The 23,488-nt window shown below is 73.3% G+C and carries 13 protein-coding genes and 1 pseudogene; 5 read left to right on the top strand and 9 right to left on the bottom strand.

Going from position 1 to position 23,488, the window contains the following annotated elements; all coding sequences use genetic code 11:
• Entirely contained in the window at positions 1-870 is an 870-nt protein-coding gene (locus H181DRAFT_RS18530) for a M15 family metallopeptidase (RefSeq protein WP_045865674.1), read from the top strand.
• A 305-nt stretch (positions 871-1,175) separates the two neighbouring features.
• On the opposite strand, the gene H181DRAFT_RS18525 is transcribed toward H181DRAFT_RS18530, so the two are convergent.
• Positions 1,176-2,639, bottom strand: a complete 1,464-nt coding sequence (locus H181DRAFT_RS18525; protein WP_045865627.1) for an aldehyde dehydrogenase family protein — start codon at positions 2,637-2,639, stop codon at positions 1,176-1,178.
• An 811-nt stretch (positions 2,640-3,450) separates the two neighbouring features.
• Between H181DRAFT_RS18525 and glpK the strand changes: the two genes are divergently transcribed.
• Entirely contained in the window at positions 3,451-4,959 is a 1,509-nt protein-coding gene (gene glpK / locus H181DRAFT_RS18520; RefSeq protein ID WP_045865626.1) for a glycerol kinase GlpK, read from the top strand.
• A gap of 154 nt (positions 4,960-5,113) precedes the next feature.
• Here glpK and H181DRAFT_RS18515 read toward each other — a convergent pair whose 3' ends face one another.
• From H181DRAFT_RS18515 to H181DRAFT_RS18500, 4 genes are read right to left on the bottom strand one after another with little or no spacing between them, the layout of a single operon-like run.
• Entirely contained in the window at positions 5,114-5,737 is a 624-nt protein-coding gene (locus H181DRAFT_RS18515) for a GTP-binding protein (RefSeq protein ID WP_045865625.1), read from the bottom strand.
• Positions 5,718-6,197: a DUF742 domain-containing protein gene (locus tag H181DRAFT_RS18510; RefSeq protein ID WP_045865624.1), complete on the bottom strand. Its 480-nt coding sequence runs from the start codon at positions 6,195-6,197 to the stop codon at positions 5,718-5,720. The genes H181DRAFT_RS18515 and H181DRAFT_RS18510 overlap by 20 nt, the downstream gene beginning before the upstream one ends.
• Before the next feature lie 38 nt (positions 6,198-6,235).
• Positions 6,236-6,664: a roadblock/LC7 domain-containing protein gene (locus H181DRAFT_RS18505; protein WP_045865623.1), complete on the bottom strand. Its 429-nt coding sequence runs from the start codon at positions 6,662-6,664 to the stop codon at positions 6,236-6,238.
• Positions 6,661-9,420, bottom strand: coding sequence for a sensor histidine kinase (locus H181DRAFT_RS18500; RefSeq protein WP_045865622.1), 2,760 nt, complete (start codon positions 9,418-9,420; stop codon positions 6,661-6,663). Before H181DRAFT_RS18500 ends, H181DRAFT_RS18505 begins: the two co-directional genes overlap by 4 nt.
• A gap of 205 nt (positions 9,421-9,625) precedes the next feature.
• Between H181DRAFT_RS18500 and H181DRAFT_RS18495 the strand changes: the two are divergent.
• Positions 9,626-9,913 (top strand): annotated as a pseudogene (locus H181DRAFT_RS18495) (hypothetical protein); the annotation flags it as partial.
• Positions 9,914-9,994: 81 nt separating this feature from the next.
• Here H181DRAFT_RS18495 and H181DRAFT_RS18490 read toward each other — a convergent pair.
• The 4 genes from H181DRAFT_RS18490 to H181DRAFT_RS18475 all read right to left on the bottom strand — a co-directional run bounded on the left by H181DRAFT_RS18490 (position 9,995) and on the right by H181DRAFT_RS18475 (position 19,216).
• Positions 9,995-14,776: a coiled-coil domain-containing protein gene (locus H181DRAFT_RS18490; protein ID WP_045865620.1), complete on the bottom strand. Its 4,782-nt coding sequence runs from the start codon at positions 14,774-14,776 to the stop codon at positions 9,995-9,997.
• A gap of 139 nt (positions 14,777-14,915) precedes the next feature.
• Positions 14,916-15,911, bottom strand: coding sequence for a hypothetical protein (locus tag H181DRAFT_RS18485; RefSeq protein WP_045865619.1), 996 nt, complete (start codon positions 15,909-15,911; stop codon positions 14,916-14,918).
• Between the two features lie 154 nt (positions 15,912-16,065).
• The gene (locus tag H181DRAFT_RS18480; protein WP_045865673.1) at positions 16,066-17,574 is read right to left on the bottom strand and encodes a hypothetical protein; all 1,509 of its coding nucleotides are present in this window, start codon (positions 17,572-17,574) and stop codon (positions 16,066-16,068) included.
• Positions 17,575-17,755: 181 nt separating this feature from the next.
• A complete protein-coding gene (locus H181DRAFT_RS18475; RefSeq protein WP_045865618.1) occupies positions 17,756-19,216 on the bottom strand; it encodes a hypothetical protein in 1,461 nt (486 codons plus the stop codon).
• A gap of 307 nt (positions 19,217-19,523) precedes the next feature.
• Between H181DRAFT_RS18475 and H181DRAFT_RS18470 the strand changes: the two genes are divergently transcribed.
• The gene (locus H181DRAFT_RS18470) at positions 19,524-21,047 is read left to right on the top strand and encodes a PP2C family protein-serine/threonine phosphatase (RefSeq protein ID WP_045865617.1); all 1,524 of its coding nucleotides are present in this window, start codon (positions 19,524-19,526) and stop codon (positions 21,045-21,047) included.
• 279 nt (positions 21,048-21,326) lie between these two features.
• Positions 21,327-23,231: a molecular chaperone DnaK gene (gene dnaK / locus H181DRAFT_RS18465; RefSeq protein ID WP_045865616.1), complete on the top strand. Its 1,905-nt coding sequence runs from the start codon at positions 21,327-21,329 to the stop codon at positions 23,229-23,231.
• Positions 23,232-23,488: the final 257 nt, after the last annotated feature.

The raw sequence follows: 23,488 nt of genomic DNA, 5'->3' as shown, positions 1-23,488 counted from the left end.
ATGCCATTCAGAGGATCGTTCCGCGCGGCACGACTCGCCGCCGCACTGCTCGCCTTCACCGCCCTCGCCCCGGCCGCGCCGGCTGCCGCGGCGCCGTCGGCGGGAACCGTACAGGACGCCCAGGGCCGGAGCACGGCAGAGAACGGGCGAGGAGCCGAAGAGCCCTCCGCCCCTGAGGAGTTCGTCGCTCTCCGGGACGTCGCTCCGACGATCCTTCAGGAGATGCGCTACCGCACGCGGCACAACTTCGTCGGTCAACGCGTCGACGGATACCGGCAGCCCATGTGCATCGTCACCCGGGACACGGCAAAGGCGCTGAGCGTCGCCCAGCACGCCTTCCTCCGGAAGGGCTACTCGCTGAAGGTCTACGACTGCTACCGGCCGCAGCGAGCCGTCGACCAGTTCGTGGACTGGGCGAAGGACCTGGACGACGAGTCGATGAAGGACGAGTTCTATCCCCGGGTGGAGAAGGACCGCTTGTTCGAGGACGGTTACATCGCGGAGAAGTCGGGGCACAGCCGCGGCAGCACCGTCGATCTGACCCTTGTCGAGCTGCCTGCGAAGCCCACGCGTCCGTACCGGCCGGGAGAGCCGCTCGTCTCCTGCTTCGCGCCCCAGAGCGTCCGCTTCCCGGACAACTCCATCGACATGGGCACCGGTTACGACTGCTTCGACACCCTGTCGCACACGCTCGACCCCCGGATCAAGGGGGAGCAGCGCGAGAACCGGCTGCTGCTGAAGGACACCCTGGAGGAGGCGGGCTTCACCAACCTCCCCGAGGAATGGTGGCACTTCACGCTGGAGGACGAGACGTTCCCCGAGACGTTCTTCGACTTCCCCGTCTGGCGGCGGGCGTTGCACAACCACTGAACAGGACTGTTCCGCCGGCTGTGTCCGCCACGCGGCCGGGGCGACGGCGGCACGGAATCACCCCCGTGGTTCCCGTGCCGCCGTCTGCTGATGGTGGACGCGGCGACCCGGGGTGTGGTTCAGCTCATCCCGCGTCCGGACACGCGTGTGCGCCTCCGGTGACCTGCTCGTGACACTTGTTGCTCCGGTGCAGCTCAGCAGCCGTCCCGGGAGGCCCGGCGGTGAGGCGCTCCCGTGGGACGCGGCGGCATGGCGCTCCCGCGCGACGTGAGCGTGAGCGGGCCGTACGGGCCCGCTCACGGGCGTCAGAACGGGTAGTGGGCGTGGTTGCCGGCGAGGGTGACCCAGCGGGTGTTGCTGAAGGCCTCGATGCCCCAGCGGCCTCCGAAGCGCCCGTACCCGGAGGCTCCGATCCCGCCGAACGGCGCCTGCGGCTCGTCGGCGACCGACTGGTCGTTGACGTGCACGATGCCGGTGCGGATACGGCGTGCCACGCCCAGTCCGTGGGTGGCGTTCTCGGTGATGATCCCGCAAGTGAGGCCGTGCTCGGTCGCGTTGGCGAGTTCGACGGCCTCGTCGTCGTCGGCGAACGTGGACAGCGCGCACACGGGGCCGAACGCCTCCCCCTGGTACAGCTCCATCTCCGGGGTGACACCGGTGAGGACGGTGGCCGGGTGGACGGCGCCACTCGGTTCCCCTCCCCCGGCCAGCACCTTCGCGCCCTTCTCGACGGCGTCCCGGACGAGGGCGGCGAGTCGGCCGGCTGACGCGGAGCTGACCAGCGGGCCGATGACGGTGCCCGGATCGGTGGGTGCGCCGTGCGGCAGGGAGGCGACCTTCGCGGTGAACTTCTCCGTGAACTCCTCGGCCAGGGAGGCGTGGACGAGGATCCTGTCGCCCGACATGCATATCTGGCCGGCGTTCATGAAGACGGCGAACGTGGCGGCGTCGACGGCGTAGTCCACGTCGGCGTCCTCGAGCACGACGACGGAGTTCTTGCCGCCCAACTCCAGCACGGCGGGCTTGAGATGCTGAGCCGCCAGGTTCCCGATGCGACGTCCGACGCCGGTGGATCCGGTGAAGTTGACGGCGCGCACGGCCGGATGGGCCACGAGGGCTTCGGCGACCTCGGCCGCGTCCTCTCGGGCGTTGCTGACGACGTTCAGCACCCCGTCCGGCAGTCCGGCCTCGCGCAGTACGTCCGCGACGAAGTACCCGCAGGCGAGCGGAGCGTCCTCGCTGGGCTTGACGACGACGGTGTTCCCCGCCGCCAGGGGTGCGGCGACAGCGCGGGTACCGAGGATCACCGGCGCGTTCCACGGGGCGAACGCGCCGACGACACCGACGGGTTCGCGGACGGCGAGGCTGAGCGTCCCCTCGTCCTGGGAGGTGAGGACCTCTCCCCTGGGGGCGGTGACCGCGGCCGCGGCCTCCCGCAGCATTCCGGCGGCGAGCTGCACGTTGAACAGCGCCCAGGGCCGGGTGCCGCCGGCCTCGCGGGCCATCAGTGCCGCTGCTTCCTCCGCACGGGACTCCAGGACGTCCGCGGCCTTGAGGAAGATCCTGCGGCGGGTGGCGGGGGCTGTGGCGGCCCACGCGGGGAACGCGGCGTCGGCCGCCGCGGCGGCGCGGGCGACGTCCTCCGCGCGTCCCGCCGCGACCGTGGCGCAGACCTCACCGGTCGAGGGGTCGAGGTCGTCCGCGGTGCGGCCGGAGGCCGCCGGGACCTCCTGGCCGCCGATGAGGAGGTCGCGGTGGTCGGTCTTCATCGTCGGTCCCCTTCCGAGGCGGCGTTGCGGTCGTGCTCGGTCCGCGCTCCGTGCCGGCACGCGTGCCGTCTCCCGGCCGGAGGTGTCCCGAAGCGGGAGGAGCGGGACCGCGGTCGCCCGGGCCGGCGGATCAGCGCCGGGCTCGCCGGAGTCTCCGGCCGCGGGTGTCCGGTGTCAACGGTACTTGCGGCTTCAACCGTCCCGCGGGCCTCGGTCCGCGGCGTCCGTGTGCACCGCCGCGTCCGCGGTTCCGGACGACTTCGCGAAGAGAGAAGCGGTGGGGTCCGGCAGCGCCCCGAGGACGTTCCGGGGCCCTGCCGAATGCCGGCCGGGCCCGCCGGAATACGGGGGAAATACGTCTCCGATCACGCCGACACGGCAGGGATGTCAATGACCGCCGCTGTCTCCACGATTCATGATGTCCCTGGCCACGACGGCCTTTTCGCTGCGCAGAACGACTACCGCCGCACCGCCGGGGCAAGGCCGGCGGGGCCCGGGTCACGACACCGGCCGCAGTCGACGTCCGCGCCCCGCGACCAGGTTCGGAAGCCGTTCGCGAGGGCCCGGTCAGGGCCGGGAACCCGGGCGGACCGGGTTCGGGCCGCACCCGGCCGAGACAACGAGGAGCCGTGATGAGAGCACGCCGATACGGGCTTCCCGCCGGTCGCGTCCCGCCTCCGCCGCCCGGCAGGCGAAAGGGCTCACCGGAACCACCACGGCGGCGCCCCGCAGCCCGCTTTCTGATTCTCCCGGGGCCTGCCGGTCCTCCGGGCATTCCTCAGCAGTAGATCCGGAAAAGGGGAACGCGATCATGTCGGACAAATTCGTCGCCGCCATCGACCAGGGCACCACGTCCAGCCGCTGCATCATCTTCAACCAGGACGGCGCGATCGTCGCCGTCGACCAGCGTGAACACCGTCAGATCTTCCCCAAGCCGGGCTGGGTGGAGCACGACGCGACCGAGATCTGGTCGAAGGTGCAGGCCGTCGTGGCCGGCGCGATCGCCAAGGCCGGTCTGCGGGCCGACCAGCTCAGCGCCTTGGGCATCACCAACCAGCGCGAGACCACGGTCGTGTGGGACAGGAAGACCGGGCAGCCGGTGCACAACGCCATCGTCTGGCAGGACACGCGGACCGCCGGCCTGTGTGCCGAACTGGGCGGCTCGGACGGCCAGGACCGCTTCCGCGACCGCACGGGTCTGCCCCTGGCGAGCTACTTCGCGGGGCCGAAGGCGCTGTGGCTGCTGGAGAACGTCTCCGGACTGCGGCAGCGGGCCGACGCGGGCGAGCTCGCGTTCGGCACCATCGACTCCTGGCTCATCTGGAACCTCACCGGCGGCACCGACGGCGGCGTCCACGTCACGGACGTCACCAACGCCGGGCGCACCATGCTGATGAACCTGGAATCGCTGGAGTGGGACCAGTCGATCCTGGACGCCATGCGCATCCCGGCCTCGATGCTTCCCGAGATCAGGTCGTCCTCGGAGGTGTACGGGACGGCTGTGGGCCAGCTCGCCGGCGTTCCCGTGGCGTCCGCGCTGGGCGACCAGCACGCCGCCCTCTTCGGGCAGACGTGCTTCTCGGTGGGCGAGGCCAAGAACACCTACGGCACCGGTTCCTTCCTGCTGCTGAACACCGGGGGCCGCCCCGTCGCCAGCAAGAGCGGACTGCTGACGACGATGGGCTACCAGCTCAGCGGCGAACCGCCGGCGTACTGCCTGGAAGGGTCCATCGCCATCACCGGTGCGCTCGTGCAGTGGTTCCGCGACCAGCTGGGCATCATCCGGGAGGCCGCCGAGATCGAGACGCTGGCGGCGAGCGTCGAGGACAACGGCGGCGCGTACATCGTCCCCGCCTTCTCCGGGCTGTTCGCCCCGTACTGGCGTTCGGACGCGCGGGGCGTCGTCGCCGGGCTCACCCGGTACGTCACCAAGGGCCACCTGGCGCGTGCCGTGCTGGAGGCGACGAGCTGGCAGACCAGGGAAGTCGTGGACGCCATGTACAAGGACTCCGGTGTGGAGATCACCAGCCTCAAGGTCGACGGCGGCATGACCGGCAACAACCTGCTGATGCAGCACCAGGCGGACGTCCTCGGCGTACCGGTGATCCGGCCGGTGGTGGCGGAGACGACGTGCCTGGGAGCGGCGTACGCCGCGGGCCTGGCGACCGGGGTGTGGTCCGACCTGGACGAGCTGAGCGCCCACTGGAAGCGGGACGCCGAGTGGACGCCGGACATGACGCCCGAGGTGCGGGAGCGGGAGTACCACAACTGGCGCAAGGCCGTTCAGCGCAGCTTCGGCTGGGTCGAGGAAGGCGACTGACACAGGCCGCACGGCGGTACGGCGTGCGGGCCCGGGCGAGCGATCCGGCACGGGACCGGTCACGCCGGCCTCGCGTCCCCGGAATCCGGTGGAGCGGGCGGCCGCGCGTCGCATGGGACGGGACGGGGCTGCGGCCTCGTCCCGTCGTCGCGTCTCAGCGCGCGGGAGCGGGTTCGTGCTGCTGGGCGGCGGACGTCGCCCTGCGCATCGCGTGTTCGACGACGGAGACCAGGATGTCGCGCGCCGATTCCCGGCTCCGCGCGTCTCCCACCATGATCGGCACTTCGGGGTCCAGGTCCAGGGCCTCGCGCACCGTCTCGGCGGGGTAGAGGTCCGCCCCGTCGAAGTGGTTCACCGCGACGGTGAACGGGATCCGCCGGCGTTCGAAATAGTCGATCCCGGCGAAGCTGTCCTCGAGTCGGCGGGTGTCGACGAGGACGACGGCGCCCAGCGCGCCCTGGGCCAGCTCGTCCCAGAGGAACCAGAAGCGGTCCTGCCCGGGCGTACCGAACAGGTAGAGCACCAGGCTGTCGTTGATGGTGATGCGGCCGAAGTCCATGGCGACGGTGGTCGTGGACTTCGCCTCCACGCCGGCGGTGTCGTCCACGGGCCGGCTCGCCTCGGTGAGCGTCTCCTCGGTGCGCAGCGGTTTGATCTCGCTGACGGATCCGACGAGGGTCGTCTTGCCGACGCCGAATCCGCCCGCCACCAGGATCTTCAGCGTCACCGGCTCTGCGGGCGGCGCCGCGGCGCCGCGCTTAAAGCGCCCGAAGGCCATCGATTACCTCTCTGAGAATGCTTTCGTCCGGCAGCTCCGCCGGAGGGACGGGGCGGCTCACGCGTACCCATTCGGAGTCGATGAGGTCCCCGACGAGAACGCGCACCACGCCCACCGGCAGATCGAGTTCGGCGGCGAGCTCGGCCACGGACTGCGGCGCACGCCGGCAGCGGAGGACGATGTCGACGTGCTCCGGGGCCAGCGTGCTGTCCGAGATCACGTCGGCGTCGCGGTGGCTGCCGCCGTCGGGACGGACGGCCGCACCGCCACCGTCACCCTGCCCGGATCCGGCGGCGTCCTCCTGGGGTTTCGCGTCTCCTTCACCGTCCGGGCTCTGCGCGATCACCAATGCGATGAGGTCGAGACGTGCCTCGTCCGAGCTGCTGCGTGTGCGGCCGCGCGTCATGGCGTACGGCCGCACAACGGGCCCTGCGGCGTCGTCGAACCAGGGGTCCGTCATCACTGCGTCCCGTCAGATCCCCTCGGCGCCTGCTTGCGTCACCCTTCGGACCCCGAGCGGGGAGCGGTGCCGAGGTGCACGCCGACGCGCTTGACGAGGAGCGTCATCTCGTAGGCGATCAGGCCGACGTCGGCGTCGGCCTCGGCGAGCACGGCCAGGCAGCTGCCGTCGCCCGCGGCCGTGACGAAGAGGAAGGCGTCCTCGAGCTCCACCACCGTCTGCCGCACGCCGCCCACGTCGAAGTGGCGGCCGACGCCCTTGGCGAGGCTGTGGAAGCCGGAGGCGACGGCCGCCAGGTGCTCGCCGTCCTCACCCGTCAGCTCCTGCGAGGCTCCGCGTGCCAGTCCGTCCCCGGAGAGCACGAGTGCTTTGCTGATGCTGCCGACGCGCTGGACCAACTCGTCCAGGAGCCAGTTGAGTTCACCGCTTCCCGGGGCAGTGTTCGCTGTGGCTTTCGGTGCGGTCATCGACCGTTCCCCTCCGGTGTCGTTCCTGGTGCTGACTCCGCCGATTCGTCGGCGGACTCCTCGGCGTTCTGCCGGCGGCCCCGCTGCCAGCCTCGCTGGAGCGAGGCCATGCGGTTGCGGACCTCTTCCGCGTCCCGGTCCGACAGGCCGCCGGAACCCGTCCCGCGATCGTCGTGAGCTGACACGCCGTCGCCTGTGTCCCGCTTGAGCTGAGGCGCGAGGCTCGCCTGGCGCACGCGGCGCGGCAGACCGCTGACCGTACCGGATCGTGTCCCTCCGGCCGACCGACCGGGTGCCGAGTCCGTCTCCGGCGGGCTCTCCGGGCGTTCCCGGCGCTCCTCGCCCCCGCTGCGCTCCGCCGCCTCGCCGGAGGCTCCGGCGAGGGAGGGCCGGTTCCCGCCGTCGACAGTACGGCCGTGGTCCGCGACGAGCACAGGGGTGTTCGGGCGCCGCCGCGGAAGCGGGGCGAGGCCGTCCCCGCGGGCCTCTCCCTCACTCGACGGCCGAGCGGACTCGGTCTCGTCGTCCGCCTGCTGGTGCTGCTCCAGCCCTGGCCTGGGCGCACGCAGCGGCACGGGGCCGGAGCGGCGCACGGGCGTGGCGGCCCCGTCGTCGTCGTGCTCCGGCGTGCGGTCGTCTTCGACGGCGAACGGACGCGAGGCGACGCGGTTCGCCTCCTCCAACTCACCCAGTGGGCCCTCGAGTTCGATGGGCCCGTCCAGGGCGGGCCGGCTCCCGGAGTCCGAGGCCTGCAGCGACGCGGCCGGCTCCTTGCGGGTGAGGGCGTCGAGCCGCTGCCCGGTCACCCCGCCCCGGAACGGGAAGCTCCCGGTGTCGCGGTCGGTCTCGGACTCCGGCGCCCCCGAGCTCTCGGAGAGGATCCGGCCGGGGATGAGGACCACGGCCGTGGTCCCTCCGTACGGCGAGGGCTGGAGGGAGACCCGCACGCCCTGGCGCTGGGCGAGGCGGGCCACGACGAAGAGCCCGAGGCGGTCGGTGTCGGAGAGCTCGAACTCGGGTGTCTCGGCCAGCCGCAGGTTGGCTTCGAGGAGCGCGTCGGCCGCCATGCCCAGTCCCCTGTCGTGGATCTCCAGGGTGAAGCCGTTGGCGACGCGTTCGCCGAGCACCTGCACGGCGGTGTGCGGCGGGGAGAACACCGTGGCGTTCTCCAGGAGTTCGGCGATCAGGTGCGTGAGGTCGGCGACCGAGCCGCCGTCGACGGCGAGACGGGCCAGGCGGCGCACCTCGATGCGCTCGTACGCCTCGACCTCCGCGACGGCCGCCCGCACGACGTCCATCAGCTGCACCGGCTTGCGCCACTGCCGGGACGGCGCCGCCCCGGAGAGGATGACGAGGCCCTCGGCGTGCCTGCGCATACGGGTCGTGAGGTGGTCGAGCCGGAAGAGGTCGGCCAGCTCGTCGGAGTCCTCGGTGCGCCTCTCCATGTGGTCGAGCAGCGTGAGCTGGCGGTGGAGCAGGACCTGGTTGCGCCGGGCGAGGTTGACGAAGACCTCCGAGACGCCGCGGCGCATGCCGGCCTGCTTGACCGCCGCCTCGACCGCCGCGCGCTGCAGGGTGTTGACCGCCTGGCCGACCTGCCCGGCCTCGTCCTGCGGGTACTCCAGCCGCGGAGCCTCGGTCTCGATGTCGATGGTCTCGCCGGCCGCGAGACGGCGCATGATGCTCGGCAGCCGGACTCCGGCGGCCTCCTGCGCCTCCCTGCGGAGGGTGCGCAGGTCCCTTACGAGGCTGCGGCCCACCCGGAAGGAGATGACGATCGACGCGAGGACCGCCGCGGCCCCGAGCACTCCCGCCGCCCCCGCCTGGATCAGCACCTTGGTGGCGGCGGGCTGCACGCGCTGCTCGTAGCGGTTGCCCGCCTCGAAGTTCATGCGCTCGAGGTCGGTGAGGACGGTGGACGTCGCGGAGGACCACCGCTCCGCGTTGACACCTTCCGTGCCCCGGGCGCCGGCCGCGATGATGGCGTCCTCGTAGCTGCGCAGCGTGCGGCCGTCGGTGCCGTCCCAGTAGGTCTGGAAGATCTGCCGTTCCTCGGCGGGCAGTTCGGAGAGCGTCGTGGTGTAGGTGAGGTTGCGCTCGGCGACCCGGTCGGAGAAGGCGCGGCGGTCGCCCTTGGTCATCTTGCCCGAGGCCAGCGCCGCGGCCATCAGGGCGTCCTCGCGGGCGAGGTATTCGCGGGCCCTGTCCAGGCCGACGAGGGCGCGTCCCTGCTTGTCGAGGTCGACGTCGTTCAGTCCGCCGAGAGCGGCGACGAACGCGTAGCAGGGGTCGACGAGTTCGTTGTACGCCTGGAACGCGCCGCCGCGGGTGATCGTGTTCTCCTCGACCTTGCCGCGGATGTCCTCGAGCTCGCCGAACTTCTCCAGCATGGAGTCGAGGCGGGCGTGCGCGTCGACGGAGAGGTTCGAACGCATGCCGGGCTCGCGGGCGTTGGCGCGGAGTCGGCCGACCTGGCGGTCCGTGGCCTGCTGCTGCTTCTCGAGCAGGGTGAGCGCTTCCGAACCCCGCGGGTCGGCCAGGTAGACCAGGGTCCGCCGTCGCTCCTGCTGCACTGCCTGGGCGGCCTCCTGCGCCGGATCGCCCACCTCGTCGACGGTGTTGACGACGTTGAGGAGCTCCTGGGCCTCGCGCCCGGTGATGTAGGTGGCGAAGGCCCAGATGGACACCAGTGACAGCAGCGGCACCAGCAACAGCGCCACTATCTTCCGGCGGATGGACCTACCGCGAAAGCGCATGGCCTCCCCTAGTCGACCCCCTCCGCTCGGGGGCGAGTTCCGACAGCAAACGGCGTGAGCCTACTACTGCCGCGTGACGTAGTCGTAGATGTGTCCGAGCGGCAAATCCAGCCGTCCAGGGTGCCTCGTCCACAGATGTCAGCTGATGCCCGGACCTGCCCAGCCGATTGTGGCGCACCCGGCGCCCGTGGAAACGTGAAAGCATGTGGGGGTTGTTGAGCGGGGAAGTGAAGAGACCATGTACGCAAAGCCTCGGCTGCCGGACCCGGTTCGTACGGCCGCGGTACGCGCGCTCCTCATAGTGGCGGTCACGCTGGTGCAGCTGATGGTCGCCGTGCTGTGCTCCCTCGCCGCTGTCTGGCTGGCCTTCCCGATGGTGATCTCCACGGTGGCGAGCACTGTCGTGGCGACCTGGGCGGTGCTGGACGTGTGGGTGACGCGGCAGGTGTGGCGGCAGCGGCACGGCGTCCTGTCCGAACCCAGCAGCGCGGCCCGTCCGCGCCCGCGCGTGCGGACGAGGCGCGGCACGGCCGACTGACCGCACCGCCACGGCGGTTGGGGCGGGCCCCGCCCCTCAGGACTCTCCGCGCGGGTCCGCCTGCGAGGGAACCCTGGGCCGTCCCTCCCCCGCCTCCGGACGGCGGAACATGCGCGTCGCCGTGATCTCGCCGTGCACTGTCTCCCCTTCGGGGTCCTGCGACGGCAGCCCGGGGCGCAGATGCTCCTCGACGCTGATGTACTTCAGCCCCGCCCGCAGGTCGGCGTCGTTGCGCAGCCGGATGACGAGCGGGAACTCCGCGAGCGCCGTGGTGTCGAACAGCCCCGTCGTGTAGAGCAGTTGGACGCCGAGCGCATCCGCGACCGCGCGCTGCAGCTCCAGCAGATACGTGGCGTTGGCGCGTCCGATGGGGTTGTCGAGGAAGAGCGTGCCCGCGTGCCGGTGCCTGTCATGGCCGCGGTCGTTGCTCCGCAGCGCTGCCATGGTGCAGTACAGGGCGATGGCGGCGGTCAGCAGCTGCCCGCCCGAGAAGACGTCTCCCATCTGGCCGACCGGCACGCGCTCCGCCCGCAGCACCGCGTCCGGTTTAAGGATCTCCACGGACACGCCACGCGGCTCCAGCGCGGCGTGAACTCCCCGCAGGAGCAAGGTCATTCCGTCCCGCCGCAGGTCGGAGTTCTTCCGTACGGCGGCGCGCGTGGCCTCGTCGATCACTTCGCCCAGCCGCTCGGCGAGCAATGCCTGGTCGGGGTCCTCGAAGCGGATGCGCAGGAACTCCTGCCCCGACCACTCCCCCAGCCCCTCCGGCAGCCGCGACAGCCGCTGCGCCGCGCGGAGCGTCGCCAGCGACGACTCCACCAGCCCGCGCAGCCGGTCGACGATGCTGTCGCGGTTGCGCTCCAGCTGCTCCAACTCGTCGGTGAGGACGCGCAGCCGGGGGGCGAACGCCCCGGCCCACGACGCGGCGTGCTCCGGCAGCGCCGACGCGGGCAGTTCACGGATCTGCTGCCGCGCCGGCGTGCGGACCTGCTCGAAGCGTGCGGAGTTGGCGTGCCGGACGAGCACCTCGCAGGCCTCCCGGACCGCCTGCTCGGCCGCCGACAGGTCCGCCGCGCACCCGCGCAGCGACCGGCGCGCCTCGGCCGCCGCCTGGCGGGCCTCCGCCGGTGTGCCGGGGTACGGCTCGGGGGGCTCCTCGTCGTCGACGGCCGCGGCGCTCTGCGGATCGCGCAGCAGGTCGCGGAGCATCGAGCCGGTCTCCTCGAAGCCTTCCGCGGCGTCGAGGGCGGCCTGGTGGGCGCGGGTCAGCTGCGCGTGGGCCGCACGCGCGGCGTCCAGTTCGTCGCTGCGGGCGGCGAGTTCGCTGTTCGCGGTGCGCAGCAGGCTCTGGGCGTGCTCCGCGTCCTCCGGGACCAGGGAGTCCGGCAGTTCGGTGTGGGCGCCGCCCTCAGCGGGGGCGAGGCGCTCCGCCTCGCCGCGCAGCCTGCCGAGCTGCTCGCTCGCGGCGGCGGCGCGGGTCTCCAGCATCTGCACGAGGGACTCCGCACGCGCCGCGGCTGCCTGCCGTGCCGGCCCGTCGGCCCCGTCCGGGCCCTCCAGGAGCTGCGCGGCGCGGGTGCGGACCTTGTTGGTCAGCCGGTCCAGGGTGGCGAGCGCCGCGGACTCGTCCCCCTCCGCACGCGCCTGTTCGGCTCGCAGGTCGGCGCCGACGCCGACCTGCTCGTACAGCTGGGAGGCGGACCGGTAGGCCTCACGCAGGGCGGGCAGCGAGCCCTCCGGCGGCGGCGCGCTCTCGTCGACGTCGTCGGGTACGCCCGCGACCTGGGCGCGCTCGGCGCGCAGCGTACGTGCCGTCCGGCGGGCGTCGTCCGCCGCGCGCTGCGCGGCGCGCCGGTCCTCGTCGGCCGCGCGGGCCCGCGCGAGGCAGGACTGTGCCCGCTCCTCCGCCTCCGCCGCCTCGTCGGCCAGGCCGCGCAGCCTGGTGAGCCACTTCGTGCGTTCGCGCAGCCGGAACGCCAGCCCGGCCAGGGCGTCCGCCGCGCGCCGCGCGCGCTGGGCCGCCTCCTGCTTCTCGTCCCGTACGCGGGCGGCGTCGGCGGCCGCGTCCTCGGCTTCCTGCCGCGCCGTACGGGCCTGTGCGAGCCGGCCGCGGGCTGCCTCGGCGGCCTCGCGGCTCTCCTCCTCCGCTGCCGCCAGCTCCGCGAGGCGGCCCGGCGGGCACCCCGTACGCCACGACGCGAGGCGGGCCGCGAGCGTGCGGTCGGCGGCGAGGCGCGCGGCGAGAGTGCGGATCTCCTCGTCGCGGGCCTGTGCGCGCAGGCGCAGCTGGGTGCGCTCGTCGTCGGCGGCCAGTTCGTCGTGCATGGCGGGGTTGGGCGGGACGAGGAACACGTCCTCCCGGCGGGCTGCCGCCGCCTCCGGGGAGGGCGTCGGCGCCAGGAGCGCCGCCGCCGTGCCGACCGCCACGGCCGAGCGCGGCAGCAGGGCGGCCCCGGCGAGGACGTCACGCGCGCGGGCGTGGCTGCCGGGGTCGGTGATGATGACGCCGTCGACCAACTCCGGTCGGGCCGCGAGGACGTCGGCGTGGTCCGCGGGGTCGACGGCCTGCGCGAGGTAGCGCCAGCCGGGAAGGGCCGGGACGCCGTGCTCGCCGAGGAACTCGACCGTCGCCGTGACGTCGGGCCCGGGAGGCAGCAGGCCGCCGTCGCCGAGAGCGCCGAGCATGCGGGAGTCCTCGGCCGCCGCCGTCCGCAGCTCGAAGAGCTGGCGCTCGCACGTGGCGACGGCTTCCTCCAGCAGCTCCGTGAGGGATTCGCCTCCCCTGTCCAGCTCCTCCGCGGTGAGCGGGGCCGGGGAGACTTCCGCGCCGTCCTGGACGGGGGACGCCGGGCCCGGTGCGGCGCCGTCCTGCCCGTCGCGGCCGTCCCCGGCGCGGGGGCCCGGCACGGAGGCGGAAGCGGAAGCGGAAGCGGAGGCCGAGGCGGAAGCGGACGCCGGAGAGGCGTGCGGAAGCCCGAGGAGCTCGGCGAGGCGCTGCTCGCGGCCCAGGTCCTCGGCCGTACGGCGCTCGGCGGCGCAGGCGGAGGCCGCGGCTTCGGCCGCGTCCGACGCGCGGGCGGCGGCGAGTTCGGAGCGGGAGAGTTCCGCCGCGGTCTCCTGTGCGCGCTCGGCCGTGCGGCGGGCGGTCTCGCGGGCCTGCTCCCATGACGCGACGGCGCTCTTCTCGGCGTCGCTCGCGGCGAGGGCCGCCCGCGCGGGGTCGGCTTCGCCGTCGCCGCTGCCGGAATCCTCGATCCAGCCCGCCCGCACCGCCTCGTCGGTCTCCCGCTCGACCTCCGCGAGGCGCTGCCGCAGGTGTTCGCTCTCGCTGCGGGCGCGCTGGGCCTCGGTGGCGGCGGCCGTCGCGTCACGGTGTGCCGCCTCGCTGTCGGCCTGGAGGGCCGCGGAGCGCTCCTCTTCGGCCGCGGCCGTGCTCTCCCCCTCCTCCGCCGCGGCGTGCAGGGCCCGTACGAGGTCGGCGGCGGCCGTGGCCCGGGCCGCCAAGGCGGGCGCCGCGTCGCGCTCGGCCTCGCGGATGGCGGCGGAGACACGGGCCGCACGGTCGGCCGCCGCCCTGTGCTGCAGTACGGTCTCCGCCGCCTGCCAGGCGGAGTGCAGCGTACGGGCGTCGGTCAGTTCGCGGCGCTGCGCGGTGGCAGCCTTCTCCGCGCGGGCCAGCGCCAGGGACGCGTGCCTGTAGGCGAGTTCGGCCGCGGTGAGGGAGGCCGTGGCACGCGCGTCCGCGGCGGCGGCCACCGCGCGGTCGGCTTCGGCGACCTGCTCGGCGAGTTCGGCGCCGCGCCGGCGTTCGTCCGCGCCGCGGGCGGCGAGTCTGCGGACGAGCGCCCGCGTGCGCTGCTCCGCACCGGCGTGGATGTCGCGGGCACGCTCGCGCTGCTGCGCGGAGTCCGCGATGCGGTTGAGGAGTTCGAGGGAGCCGGCGGTGAAGTCGCGTTCCGCGGTGAGTTCGCTGCGGCGGCCCAGCTTGTGCGCGAAGCCGTGCAGCAGGTCGGCGAGTCCGTCCGTGTCGCGGGTGTCGGTGACGGCACGGAGCAGCAGGTCGGTGAAGTCTGAGTCGTTCTTGACCGCGAAGAGCCCGGCGGCCTCGCCCTCGTCGGCGTTCATCTCCCGCTGGTAGCGGAAGAGTTCGGGGTCCAGGCCCAGCCCCGTGAGACGTTCGGTCCAGCGTTCGTGGACCTCCTCCCAGGCCACGTCGAGATTCGGGTACGCCTTGCCCGTCTCGGTCAGGACGTCGCGGAAGCCCTTCATCGTGCGACGGCGGCCCCGCGCCGTCGAGGTGCCCTCCGCCGCCGAGCGCAGGGCGGCCGACTCCGCCACGGGCAGCGAGTCCAGGCTCATGCCGGGGCCCGGCCGGAAGGAATACCACGCCTCGGCGAACTTCCGCGGATCGTTGGACACCTGGCGGCCGCGCCACTCGCTGACCTTGCCGACGACGACCGTCTCGCCGGTGCGGGTGTGCTGCCATTCCAGCGCCACGTGGCCGCAGTCGTCGGCGAGCAGGAACTTGCGCAGCACGCCGGAACTCGCGCCGCCGAGGGTGTTGCGGTGCCCGGGGAGCATCACGGAGAAGATCAGCTTCAGCAGTACGGACTTGCCGCCGCCGTTCTCCAGGAAGAGGACCCCGGCGGGAGCGGGGCGGCACGGGGGCCCGGCCGGCTCGTCCTCGAAGAAGTCGGCCTGGGCGGGGGCGGGGCTGGGCACCGGACCGCCGACTCCGCGCAGGTCCAGGACGGTGTCGGCGTAGCGCGCACCGGCGGGCCCGATGGAGTAGAGGCGGATCCGGGACAGCTCGTACATGGCGGGGGCTCTCGTCGTATGGATGCGGAACGTCGTGTGGATGCGGAACTTCGTGCGGGCGGAGGGTGCTTGCGTCAGGCGGGCGGGGGGACGTGGTGCGGGCGGGCCCGGGAGGCGGGCCCCTCGCGGCCGGGGCGGTTCAGGAGTGGAAGGGAAGCGCGGCGTCCCCGGTGATCTCCACTTCGCCCTCGCCCGGCGGCAGCAGGCTCGCCGTGCCGTCGCTGACGGGTACAACGCCCAGCTCCAGCAGCTCCGACATCGCGGCGCTGCCCGCCATGTCCCGCACCTGCAACTGGTAGCGGGGCGTGGTGCGGTAGGTGCCTCCGGCGTCATCGCCGGTCCGCTGGAGGAAGCCGGAGTCGACGAGGAAGGCCACGGCCTTGCCGATGATGCCGGTCGTCGAACCCGCCAGGCGCCGTGCGTCCTTGGTGGCTCCGGTGGCGCTGCGGCGCGCGTACACCCGCCAGGCGGCTTCCAGGCCGGGTGCCCCCGTGACCGGGTCGGCGTTCTCCCCCGCCTCCTCGGCGCGCTCCTCCAGCCTCCGGCACGCCTGCCGCACGAAGGAGTCCACGCCGTTGACGGTGATGCGGCCGATGTAGCCGTCGTCGGCCAGGTCCTCGGGACGCGGGAAGGCCATCGCGGCTACGGCGAGGTGCGCGAGCCCGTGGAGGAACCGGTCGGCGGAGTCGGCGGTGGCGCGGCGCGAATAGTCGCCCATGCGCACGGCGAAGACCGACTCCTCGTCGGCGGCGAGTGCCATGCCGGCGCGTGTGGAGACCTCCAGGACGACGAGGCCGAGGCCGGTGGCCACGGCGTCCGCGAGGCGCGCGAAGGCGGGCTCGTCCCGGTACCGCCGGAGCAGTTCGGCGTACTCGGCGTCCCGGGCGGGCAGCAGCTTGGGGTGGAGTCCGAAGGACACGAGGCGGGCGGCGTCGGCGGTGTCGGCCGGCGTGACGGCCGTCCGGCCCGCGTCCCCGGGGTGTTCGGCGCGGCCGGGGTGTTCGCCGCGGCTCCCCTCGGACGGGAGGGCGGGCGCCGCGAAGTCCCCGGACGGGGTGGTCGGTCCGGCGGCTGCTGCGACGGCGTCACCGGCCGGGCCGTCGTCGCGGGTCGCCTCGTCACGGTGGTCGCTCACGGGTGCGGTACTCCTCGTGGATCTCTCCGGCCGCGGGCCGTGCCGCGGTCCGCTCGCTGGGTGGACCGGACGGGCAGGCCGTGCGGCCCACCCGGCGAGCACCCCGAAGTGGCGTGCGCGCGAAGGGACTTCGCCACGCCGGGCCAGGGCCGCCTCATGCCACCTCCGTGCGGTCCGAGGCCATGCCCTCCGCGTCCAGCAGGGCCGTGCCGACGATGAGGTCCGCTCCGCCGAACTCGGGGTCGTCGAGCTCCTCCCCGTCGTCCACGGCGAAGAGGAGGCGCTGCTCGCCCTGCCGGTAGGCGGTGCCCACGGGCGGAGAGGCCGCATGGACCGCCAGCAGGGAGACGAGGTACGGGAGTTCCGGGTCCTGACGCCTCGCCTCCGCGAGGAGGCCGGAGAGGCGGCGTGGCGCGTCGGCGGGCAGGTCCAGCAACTCCATGGCCCGCTCCAGCTGTTCCTCGCTGAACCTGCTGTCGTCGGGCGTGGCGATCAGGTCCGGCTCCGGCATCTCGGCCCCGAGGTGCTCGCGGGGGGCCGGAGGCGTGAGGAGCAGGTCGATCAGATCCCCGACGCGGACGGCCCCGGGGGTGCGCAGCCCCGCCCGCGCGAAGAAGGCGTCGGTCACCCGGCCCGCCTGCTCCAGCGGCAACGGCAGCACGGGGGCCAGCAGTTGCCCGTACAGGTCGAGCCCCGCGCGGGCCGCCGGCGGCGCGAACGCCTGGCGGTCCTGCTCGGCCCGGAAGAGCGGCCCGGCAGCCAGCAGCCGGGACTGGAGCTGGGTGTGGCGGCGGATGCAGTCCTTCACGATGTCGACGAGCTCGGCGGCGCGCCGCTTGTGGTCGGGGCCGCGTTCGGACGCCGCCTCGTCGCGGGCGCGGCGGATGTTGGTCAGGATCGCGTTCTCGTGGCGGTAGCGGTCGGCGACGTGCTCCAGCGCCTCGCTGATCATGTCCGGGACGGTGCGCAGCCAGTCGACGGCGCGTACGTCCCGCCGGGTGGCCTCCAGCGTGCGGCGGAGCGTCTCGGCGTACTGGACCGTGCGGTAGCGCGCCTGCTCGGCGGCGAGTTGGGCGTCCGCCAGGCGGCCGCGGCTGATGAGGACCTCCAGCTTGACCTCGGCGGCGATCTGGGCGCTGGTCACGTCCGTGTCGAGGGCGCCGACCAGGACGTTGACCGCCTCGTCGGTCGTGCGGAGGTAGACGCTCCCGCCGGGGGCCGGGACCTCCTCGATGAGCTTGAAGTCGTAGTCGCGGCGGACGTAGGCGCCGTCCGGCCCGAACGTGCCGTAGACGGCCCGGAATCCGCGGTCGACGCTGCCCACGTTGACCAGGTTCTCCAGCACCCAGCGGGCGACCCGCTCGTGCTCCGCGGCGGGACGGCCGGGCGCTTGGGCGGCGATGCGGGGCAGGAGCCGGGCCACCACGTCCTCGTGGTCGGCTCCGGTGTCGAAGTCCATCTGGAGGGTGACGACGTCGATGGCGCTGAGAGCGACCTCCGCCATCGCGTAAGTGCTGTACTCCCCCGCGAGGTTGGCCTTGCGGACGTCCAGGTCGTGCAGCGGAGCGGTGCAGGCCAGGGCGCGCAGCCGCCGTGCCAGGCCCTCGTCGGCGGCGGGGCCGGGAGCCGGGGACGGGATGATCGGCGGGGCGTGCTCAGTCACGACGGACACACTATGCGGTCACACCGACAACGCCCGAAACGGCCCCTGATGCGGCGTTACATCCCTCGGGACATTCCTCGGGCCCGCAGGCCGCCGCACCGGCGGGAAGCCGCCGCTCGCGGCACCCTCAGCGCCCTGCGTCCGGGCTGAGCCTTCAGCGCCCTGCGTCCGGGCTGAGCCTTCAGCGCCCTGCGTCCGGGCTGAGCCTTCCGCGTACCGCACTCTGCACGCCCGCCTCCTCGGCGGGATCGGCCGCCAGCCGCCGCAGGCGCTCGACGACCCGTTCGTCCCCCGTCGCCGCGTACTCGGCGGCCAGGGCCCGGGTGGTCTCCTCGCAGTCCCACAGGCACTCGACGGCGAAGCCCGCCGCGAACGAGGGGTCGGTGAGGGCGAGTGCGGCAGCCGCGCGGCCCCGCAGCTGCGAGGAGGCCGTCTCACGGTAGACGTGCCGCAGCACGGGCGCGGCGCAGTCGACGCCCAGCCTGCCGACTCCGTCGACCAGCGGCCACAGCGCGCCGCTGTCGGGGCCCTCGTCGCGGACGGTGCGGCGCAGCGCGCGGAGCACCGCGTCGGCGTCCTGGGCGCCGCCGCAGCAGGCGAGCATCTCGGCGGCGGCGGTCCGCAGGCCGCCGGGCAGTGTCCCCTCCGGCGCGGCCGCCCACTGCCTGGCCCGGACGACCGCCGCGGTGCTGCGCATCCGCGCGAAGGAGGCCAGGGCGGCCTGGGAGACCAGCGCGGCGGGGTCGGCGGCCGCCTCCTCGATCAGCGTGAGGGCGTCCTCGTCCCCGCGCTCGGCCAGGTGGCGCAGCGCGGCGGCCCGTGCCGCTTCGCGCGGTCCGCGGGCGGCGGCGAGCAGCTCGGCGCGGTCCTCGGGGCCCGCCACGGCCGACAGGCAGCGGGCAGCCGCCGATTCCCGTGCGACGCGCGGATGCTGGTCGTGGCCCTCCTGCGCCCAGTCGAGGACGGCACGGACGCTCCAGCCCGGGCGGGGGCCGGAACCGTGCATCTGACGCTGCCAGCGGTCGAAGGAGCCGTGTTCGCGCACGCGCAGCAGCCGCTCGCCCTGGCCGGGACGTGCGGAGTCCTCCGCCCACAGCCGCCAGGGGCGCGGTTCGAAGGCGTTGCGTGCCGCGGCCGCCAGCGCCGCGTCCCCCCGGCGGTCCTCCGGGAAGCGGGCGAGGACGGCGGGACCGAGCGCGCGGAGCGCCTCGTCGTCGTCGCGCACGGCCAGTTCGTCGAGGGCCCACTGCCAGTTCGCACCGGACTCGGCGTAGCGGCGCAGCAGTTCCAGCGCACGGTCGTCCTGGTAGGAGGCGAGGTGGCCCAGCACGGACAGGGCGAGACCCGTGCGCACCTCCGCGTCGTCCTCGGCGGTGAGCTGGTCGTCCGGGTGGAAGAGGTGCTCCTCGATGTCGTCGAGGGCGGCGTCCAGCTCCATGTGCAGACGCGCGTAGTAGAGAGAACGGTGTTCGATCTGCCAGTCGCGGCGCGGGTCGTTGAGTACGCACTGCCTGAGCGCGGCCAGAGCTTCGGCACGCGGCGCCGCCAAGGCGTGCAGCGTGCCGTCGCCGCGGCCTCGCTGCAGGAGGCCGAGCAGCGTACCGCTGGGCGCTATGTCTGAATCGACGGGCTCGACGAACATGAGGTCAGCATCCGGTGCGGGGTCTCAACTGGCAACGGAATTTCCGTTGACCAGCATCCTTGCCGTTGCACGCGGTTCTACTCCTGGGCTCCCCGGCGATGCGGAACGCGCGTGTCCGGCGTCGGGAGCCTACCGGGAATCAGCCCTTCCGCGGCGCGCCGAGGGCCCTTCCCCGGCTCCAACTGCCCCCAGGCCGCGGACAAATGCCCGCAGCACCACCGGATCGGGTATGGCAAAACCACTTACGGCCGGTCGCAGCCTGTGCAACAGTCGTAACCGAGCCCTCATCCCGTATCGGAGAGAACGCATGCCCTCCCACCTCGATGCGGACCGCCCGGCGTCCCAGCCGCCCGAGCGCGGCACGCTGGACTCGCTCATCACGCAGGCGCGCCGGCTGCGCGGCGGGATCGACGCGGTCCGGTCGAGCGCGGCGGGCGCGGGCGGAGAAGAGGCGGGCGATCCCACGTCGCGCTGGAAGCGGGCGCTGTGCGATCTCGCCGCCCGCCACCTGGACGGCCTGGGCGAGCACCTGGGCCAGCTCCGTGCGGGCGCCCCGGCAGCGGGCGCGGACACCCCGGAGTGGCACGGCTCCGGCGGCGCGGCCGCGGAGGGCGTCGCAGCCGCAGGCCAGGCGCCTCCCGGAGACCGGTTACCGGCGCGGTCCGGCAGTGCCGAGTGGAACCTGCTGACCGACGTGGTCTCCTGGTCCGCGGAGCTGTACGCCATCTTCGGGCGTGCCCCGTCCGAGGGCCCGCTCTCCCTGGACGAGCTTCCCTCGTGGGTGCTGCCGGACGACCAGCCGCTGCTCGCCGCGGCGGTGACGGACTGCCTCGTGGACAGCCGCCCCATCGACCGCGAGTTCCGCATCATGCGGCCGGACGGCGCCGTACGCACGCTGCACCTCCTCGGGGAACCCGTACTCGACGACCAGGGCGGCACCGCGGCCATGTGGGCGGTCGTCCGGGACGTCAGCGAGCTGCGCCGGAGCGAGCTGGCCGTCCTCGAGACGCGCGAGACGGTGCGGCACGAGCAGCACGCGGCGCAGGCCGAGCGGCGGATCGCCGTCGAGCTGCAGGAGTCGGTGCTGCCGCAGTGGCGGGGCTCGCGGCGCTTCTCCCGCTCCGGCGGGCACGCCGACGGCTCCCTCGACATCGCCTCGCACTACCTCCCGTCGGCGACGAGCACCCTCATCGGGGGCGACTGGTACGACGCCCTCGAACTGCCCGACGGAGCCACGCTGCTGTCCGCGGGCGATCTGACCGGCCACGGAGTCGCCGCGACGTCGGGGATGGCCATGCTGCTGGGCGCCGTCCGCGGCATGGCGGTGGCGGGCGTCGAGCCGGGGGCGCTGATGGGTCACCTGAACCAGCTGCTCGACTCCGCCGCACAGCCGGCCCTGGGCAGCGCGGTCTGCTGCCGCTACCGGCCCGCGGACCGCACGTTGACGTGGTCGCAGGCCGGGCATCCCGCACCGCTGCTCTTCCGCGGGGGCGAGGGGCGCGTGCTGCGGCCGCCGGAGGGTGTCCTGCTGGGCGCGGCCCCGGGCGCCGCCTACGGGCAGCGCACCGAAGTGCTGGAGGCGGGCGACCTGCTCGTCCTGCACACCGACGGACTCACCTCGTACGGCGACGCCCCCTCCGGGACTGCCCTCGATCCCCTGCTGCCCGGCGGGCATGTGCAGGACGGCGGCTCGCAGCGGCTGCTGGCCCTCGCCGGCCGGTTCGCCGCTGCGCGTACGGCTCAGGAGTGCGTGCGCGCCGTCGTCGAGGAGTTCGGCGACCGCGAGGGCCGGGACGACGCCTGCGTGCTGGTCGCCCGGGTCAGCGGCTGACACCGCGAGGCGCGGCGCCCACCGCCACTGTTCGGTGTGCGCCTTCGCGGAGGCGCCGCGGGTGCTCACACGAGGCCGACCGCCGTCAAACCGACCCCCGGCAGCCCTTGACACTGCCCCGCTCAACTTTTATGCAGGGAGTGTAGGCATTCGCCGGCCTTGCGGCAGTGGGGCGCGGCAGGCCGGTGGCGGCACCGGCCATGGCCCGTTCGCCTGCTGCTCCGGGGCCGCTCGCCGATTTTCGCGACGGCGACGGCGGAGGAGGAGAGGTGAGTCGAGGTGGCCCGAGCAGTCGGAATCGACCTGGGGACCACGAACTCCGTGGTGTCCGTTCTCGAGGGCGGTGAACCCACCGTCATCCCGAACGCCGAAGGAGCCAGGACGACCCCGTCCGTGGTGGCCTTCGCCAAGGGCGGGGAGGTCCTCGTCGGCGAGGTCGCCAAGCGGCAGGCGGTGACGAACGTGGACCGCACCGCACGCTCGGTGAAACGGCACGCGGGAGATCCGGAGTGGCGCTTCCCGGAGTCCGGCGACGTGGACGGCAACCGGTTCACCGCGCAGGAGATCTCCGCCAGGGTGCTGCAGAAGCTGAAGCGGGACGCCGAGGCGTATCTCGGGGAGGACGTGACCGAGGCGGTCATCACGGTGCCCGCCTACTTCAACGACTCCCAGCGCACCTCCACCAAGGAGGCCGGTGAGATCGCGGGCCTGAACGTCCTGCGGATCATCAACGAGCCGACGTCGGCGGCCCTGGCCTACGGCCTGGACAAGGAGGACGACCACACGGTCCTCGTCTTCGACCTCGGCGGTGGCACCTTCGACGTCTCGCTCCTGGAGATCGGCGACGGCCTGGTGGAGGTGAAGTCGACGTCCGGCGACACCGGCCTCGGCGGCGACGACTGGGACCAGCGGGTCGTCGACCATCTGGTGAAGCAGTTCAGGAACGGCCACGGCATCGACCTGTCGAAGGACAGGATGGCGGTCCAGCGGCTGCGGGAGGCAGCCGAGAAGGCCAAGATCGAGCTCTCGTCCGCGACCGAGACCACCGTCAACCTCCCCTACATCACGGCCACGGACGAGGGTCCGCTGCACCTGGACGAGAAGCTCACGCGCGCCCAGTTCGAACAGCTCACCGCGGACCTGCTGGAGCGCTGCAAGGAGCCGTTCCACGCGGCGGTGAGGGACGCCGGCATCGAGGTGTCGCAGATCGACCACGTGATCCTGGTCGGCGGGTCCACGCGCATGCCGGCCGTGACCGAGCTGGTGAAGGACCTCACGGGCAAGGACCCGCACAAGGGCGTCAACCCGGACGAGGTCGTCGCCATCGGGGCGGCGCTGCAGGCCGGAGTGATCAAGGGCGACGTCAAGGACGTCCTGCTGCTCGACGTCACCCCGCTGTCCCTGGGCATCGAGACCAAGGGCGGCGTCATGACCAAGCTGATCGAGCGCAACACGACCATCCCGACGAGGCGTTCCGAGGTCTTCACCACGGCGGCGGACAACCAGCCGTCGGTGACGATCCAGGTCTTCCAGGGCGAGCGCGAGATCGCGGCCTACAACAAGAAGCTCGGCTCCTTCGAGCTGACGGGCCTGCCCCCGGCACCGCGCAACGTCCCCCAGATCGAGGTCGCCTTCGACATCGACGCCAACGGGATCATGCACGTCTCCGCCCGCGACCAGGGCACGGGCAAGGAGCAGAAGATGCAGGTCACCGGCGGCTCCAGCCTGCCGAAGGAAGAGATCGACCGCATGATGCGGGAGGCGGAGCAGTACGCCGAGGAGGACCGCCGGCGCCGCGAGGACGCGGAGACGCGCAACCAGGCCGAACAGCTCGTCTACACGACGGAGGACTTCCTCAAGGAGAACCAGGAGAAGGTCCAGGGCGACGTCAGGTCGGAGGTGGAGGAAGCAGTCGCGGATCTGAAGGAGCGCCTCAAGGGCGAGGACACCACCGCCATCCGCCAGGCGAGCGAGCGGGTCGCCGCCGTCAGCCAGAAACTCGGGCAGGCGATGTACGGCGACGCCCAGGCAGGCGCCGCGGGCGGTGCCGCCGCAGGCGGGGCAGCGGACGGGACCGAGTCCTCCGGGCCCGGCGGAGCGGACTCCCAGGAGGACGTCGTGGACGCCGAGATCGTCGACGACGAGAAGGGGGACGACACGGGGGAGGAGAGGGGCGCCGCGTAACCGCCCGTCACCGTCCGTCCCGAGCCGTCAAGCTGAGGCCGGGAACGCGGGGCACTCGCCGAGTGCCCCGCGTTCCCGGCCCGAGTGCCAGCGCCCGGCGCGAGTTGGGAACCCTGACGGCGGCTCACCCCCTGACAGGGCGGGCCGCCGTCAGGCAGCGACTCGCGATCCGGCTGCCCGCCCCGCCTCACGCGGGCGGAGCGGACAGCCGACGTGCGCGGCGAGGTCAGCCGGCCGGCTTCGCCCCGGCCTCACCG

Origin of the sequence: Streptomyces sp. WMMB 714, assembly GCF_900090125.1 — a bacterium.
GTDB lineage: Bacteria > Actinomycetota > Actinomycetes > Streptomycetales > Streptomycetaceae > Streptomyces > Streptomyces daqingensis.
The sequence above is the reverse complement of the archived record's forward strand: the minus strand, read 5'-3'. Positions and strand labels throughout refer to the sequence as shown.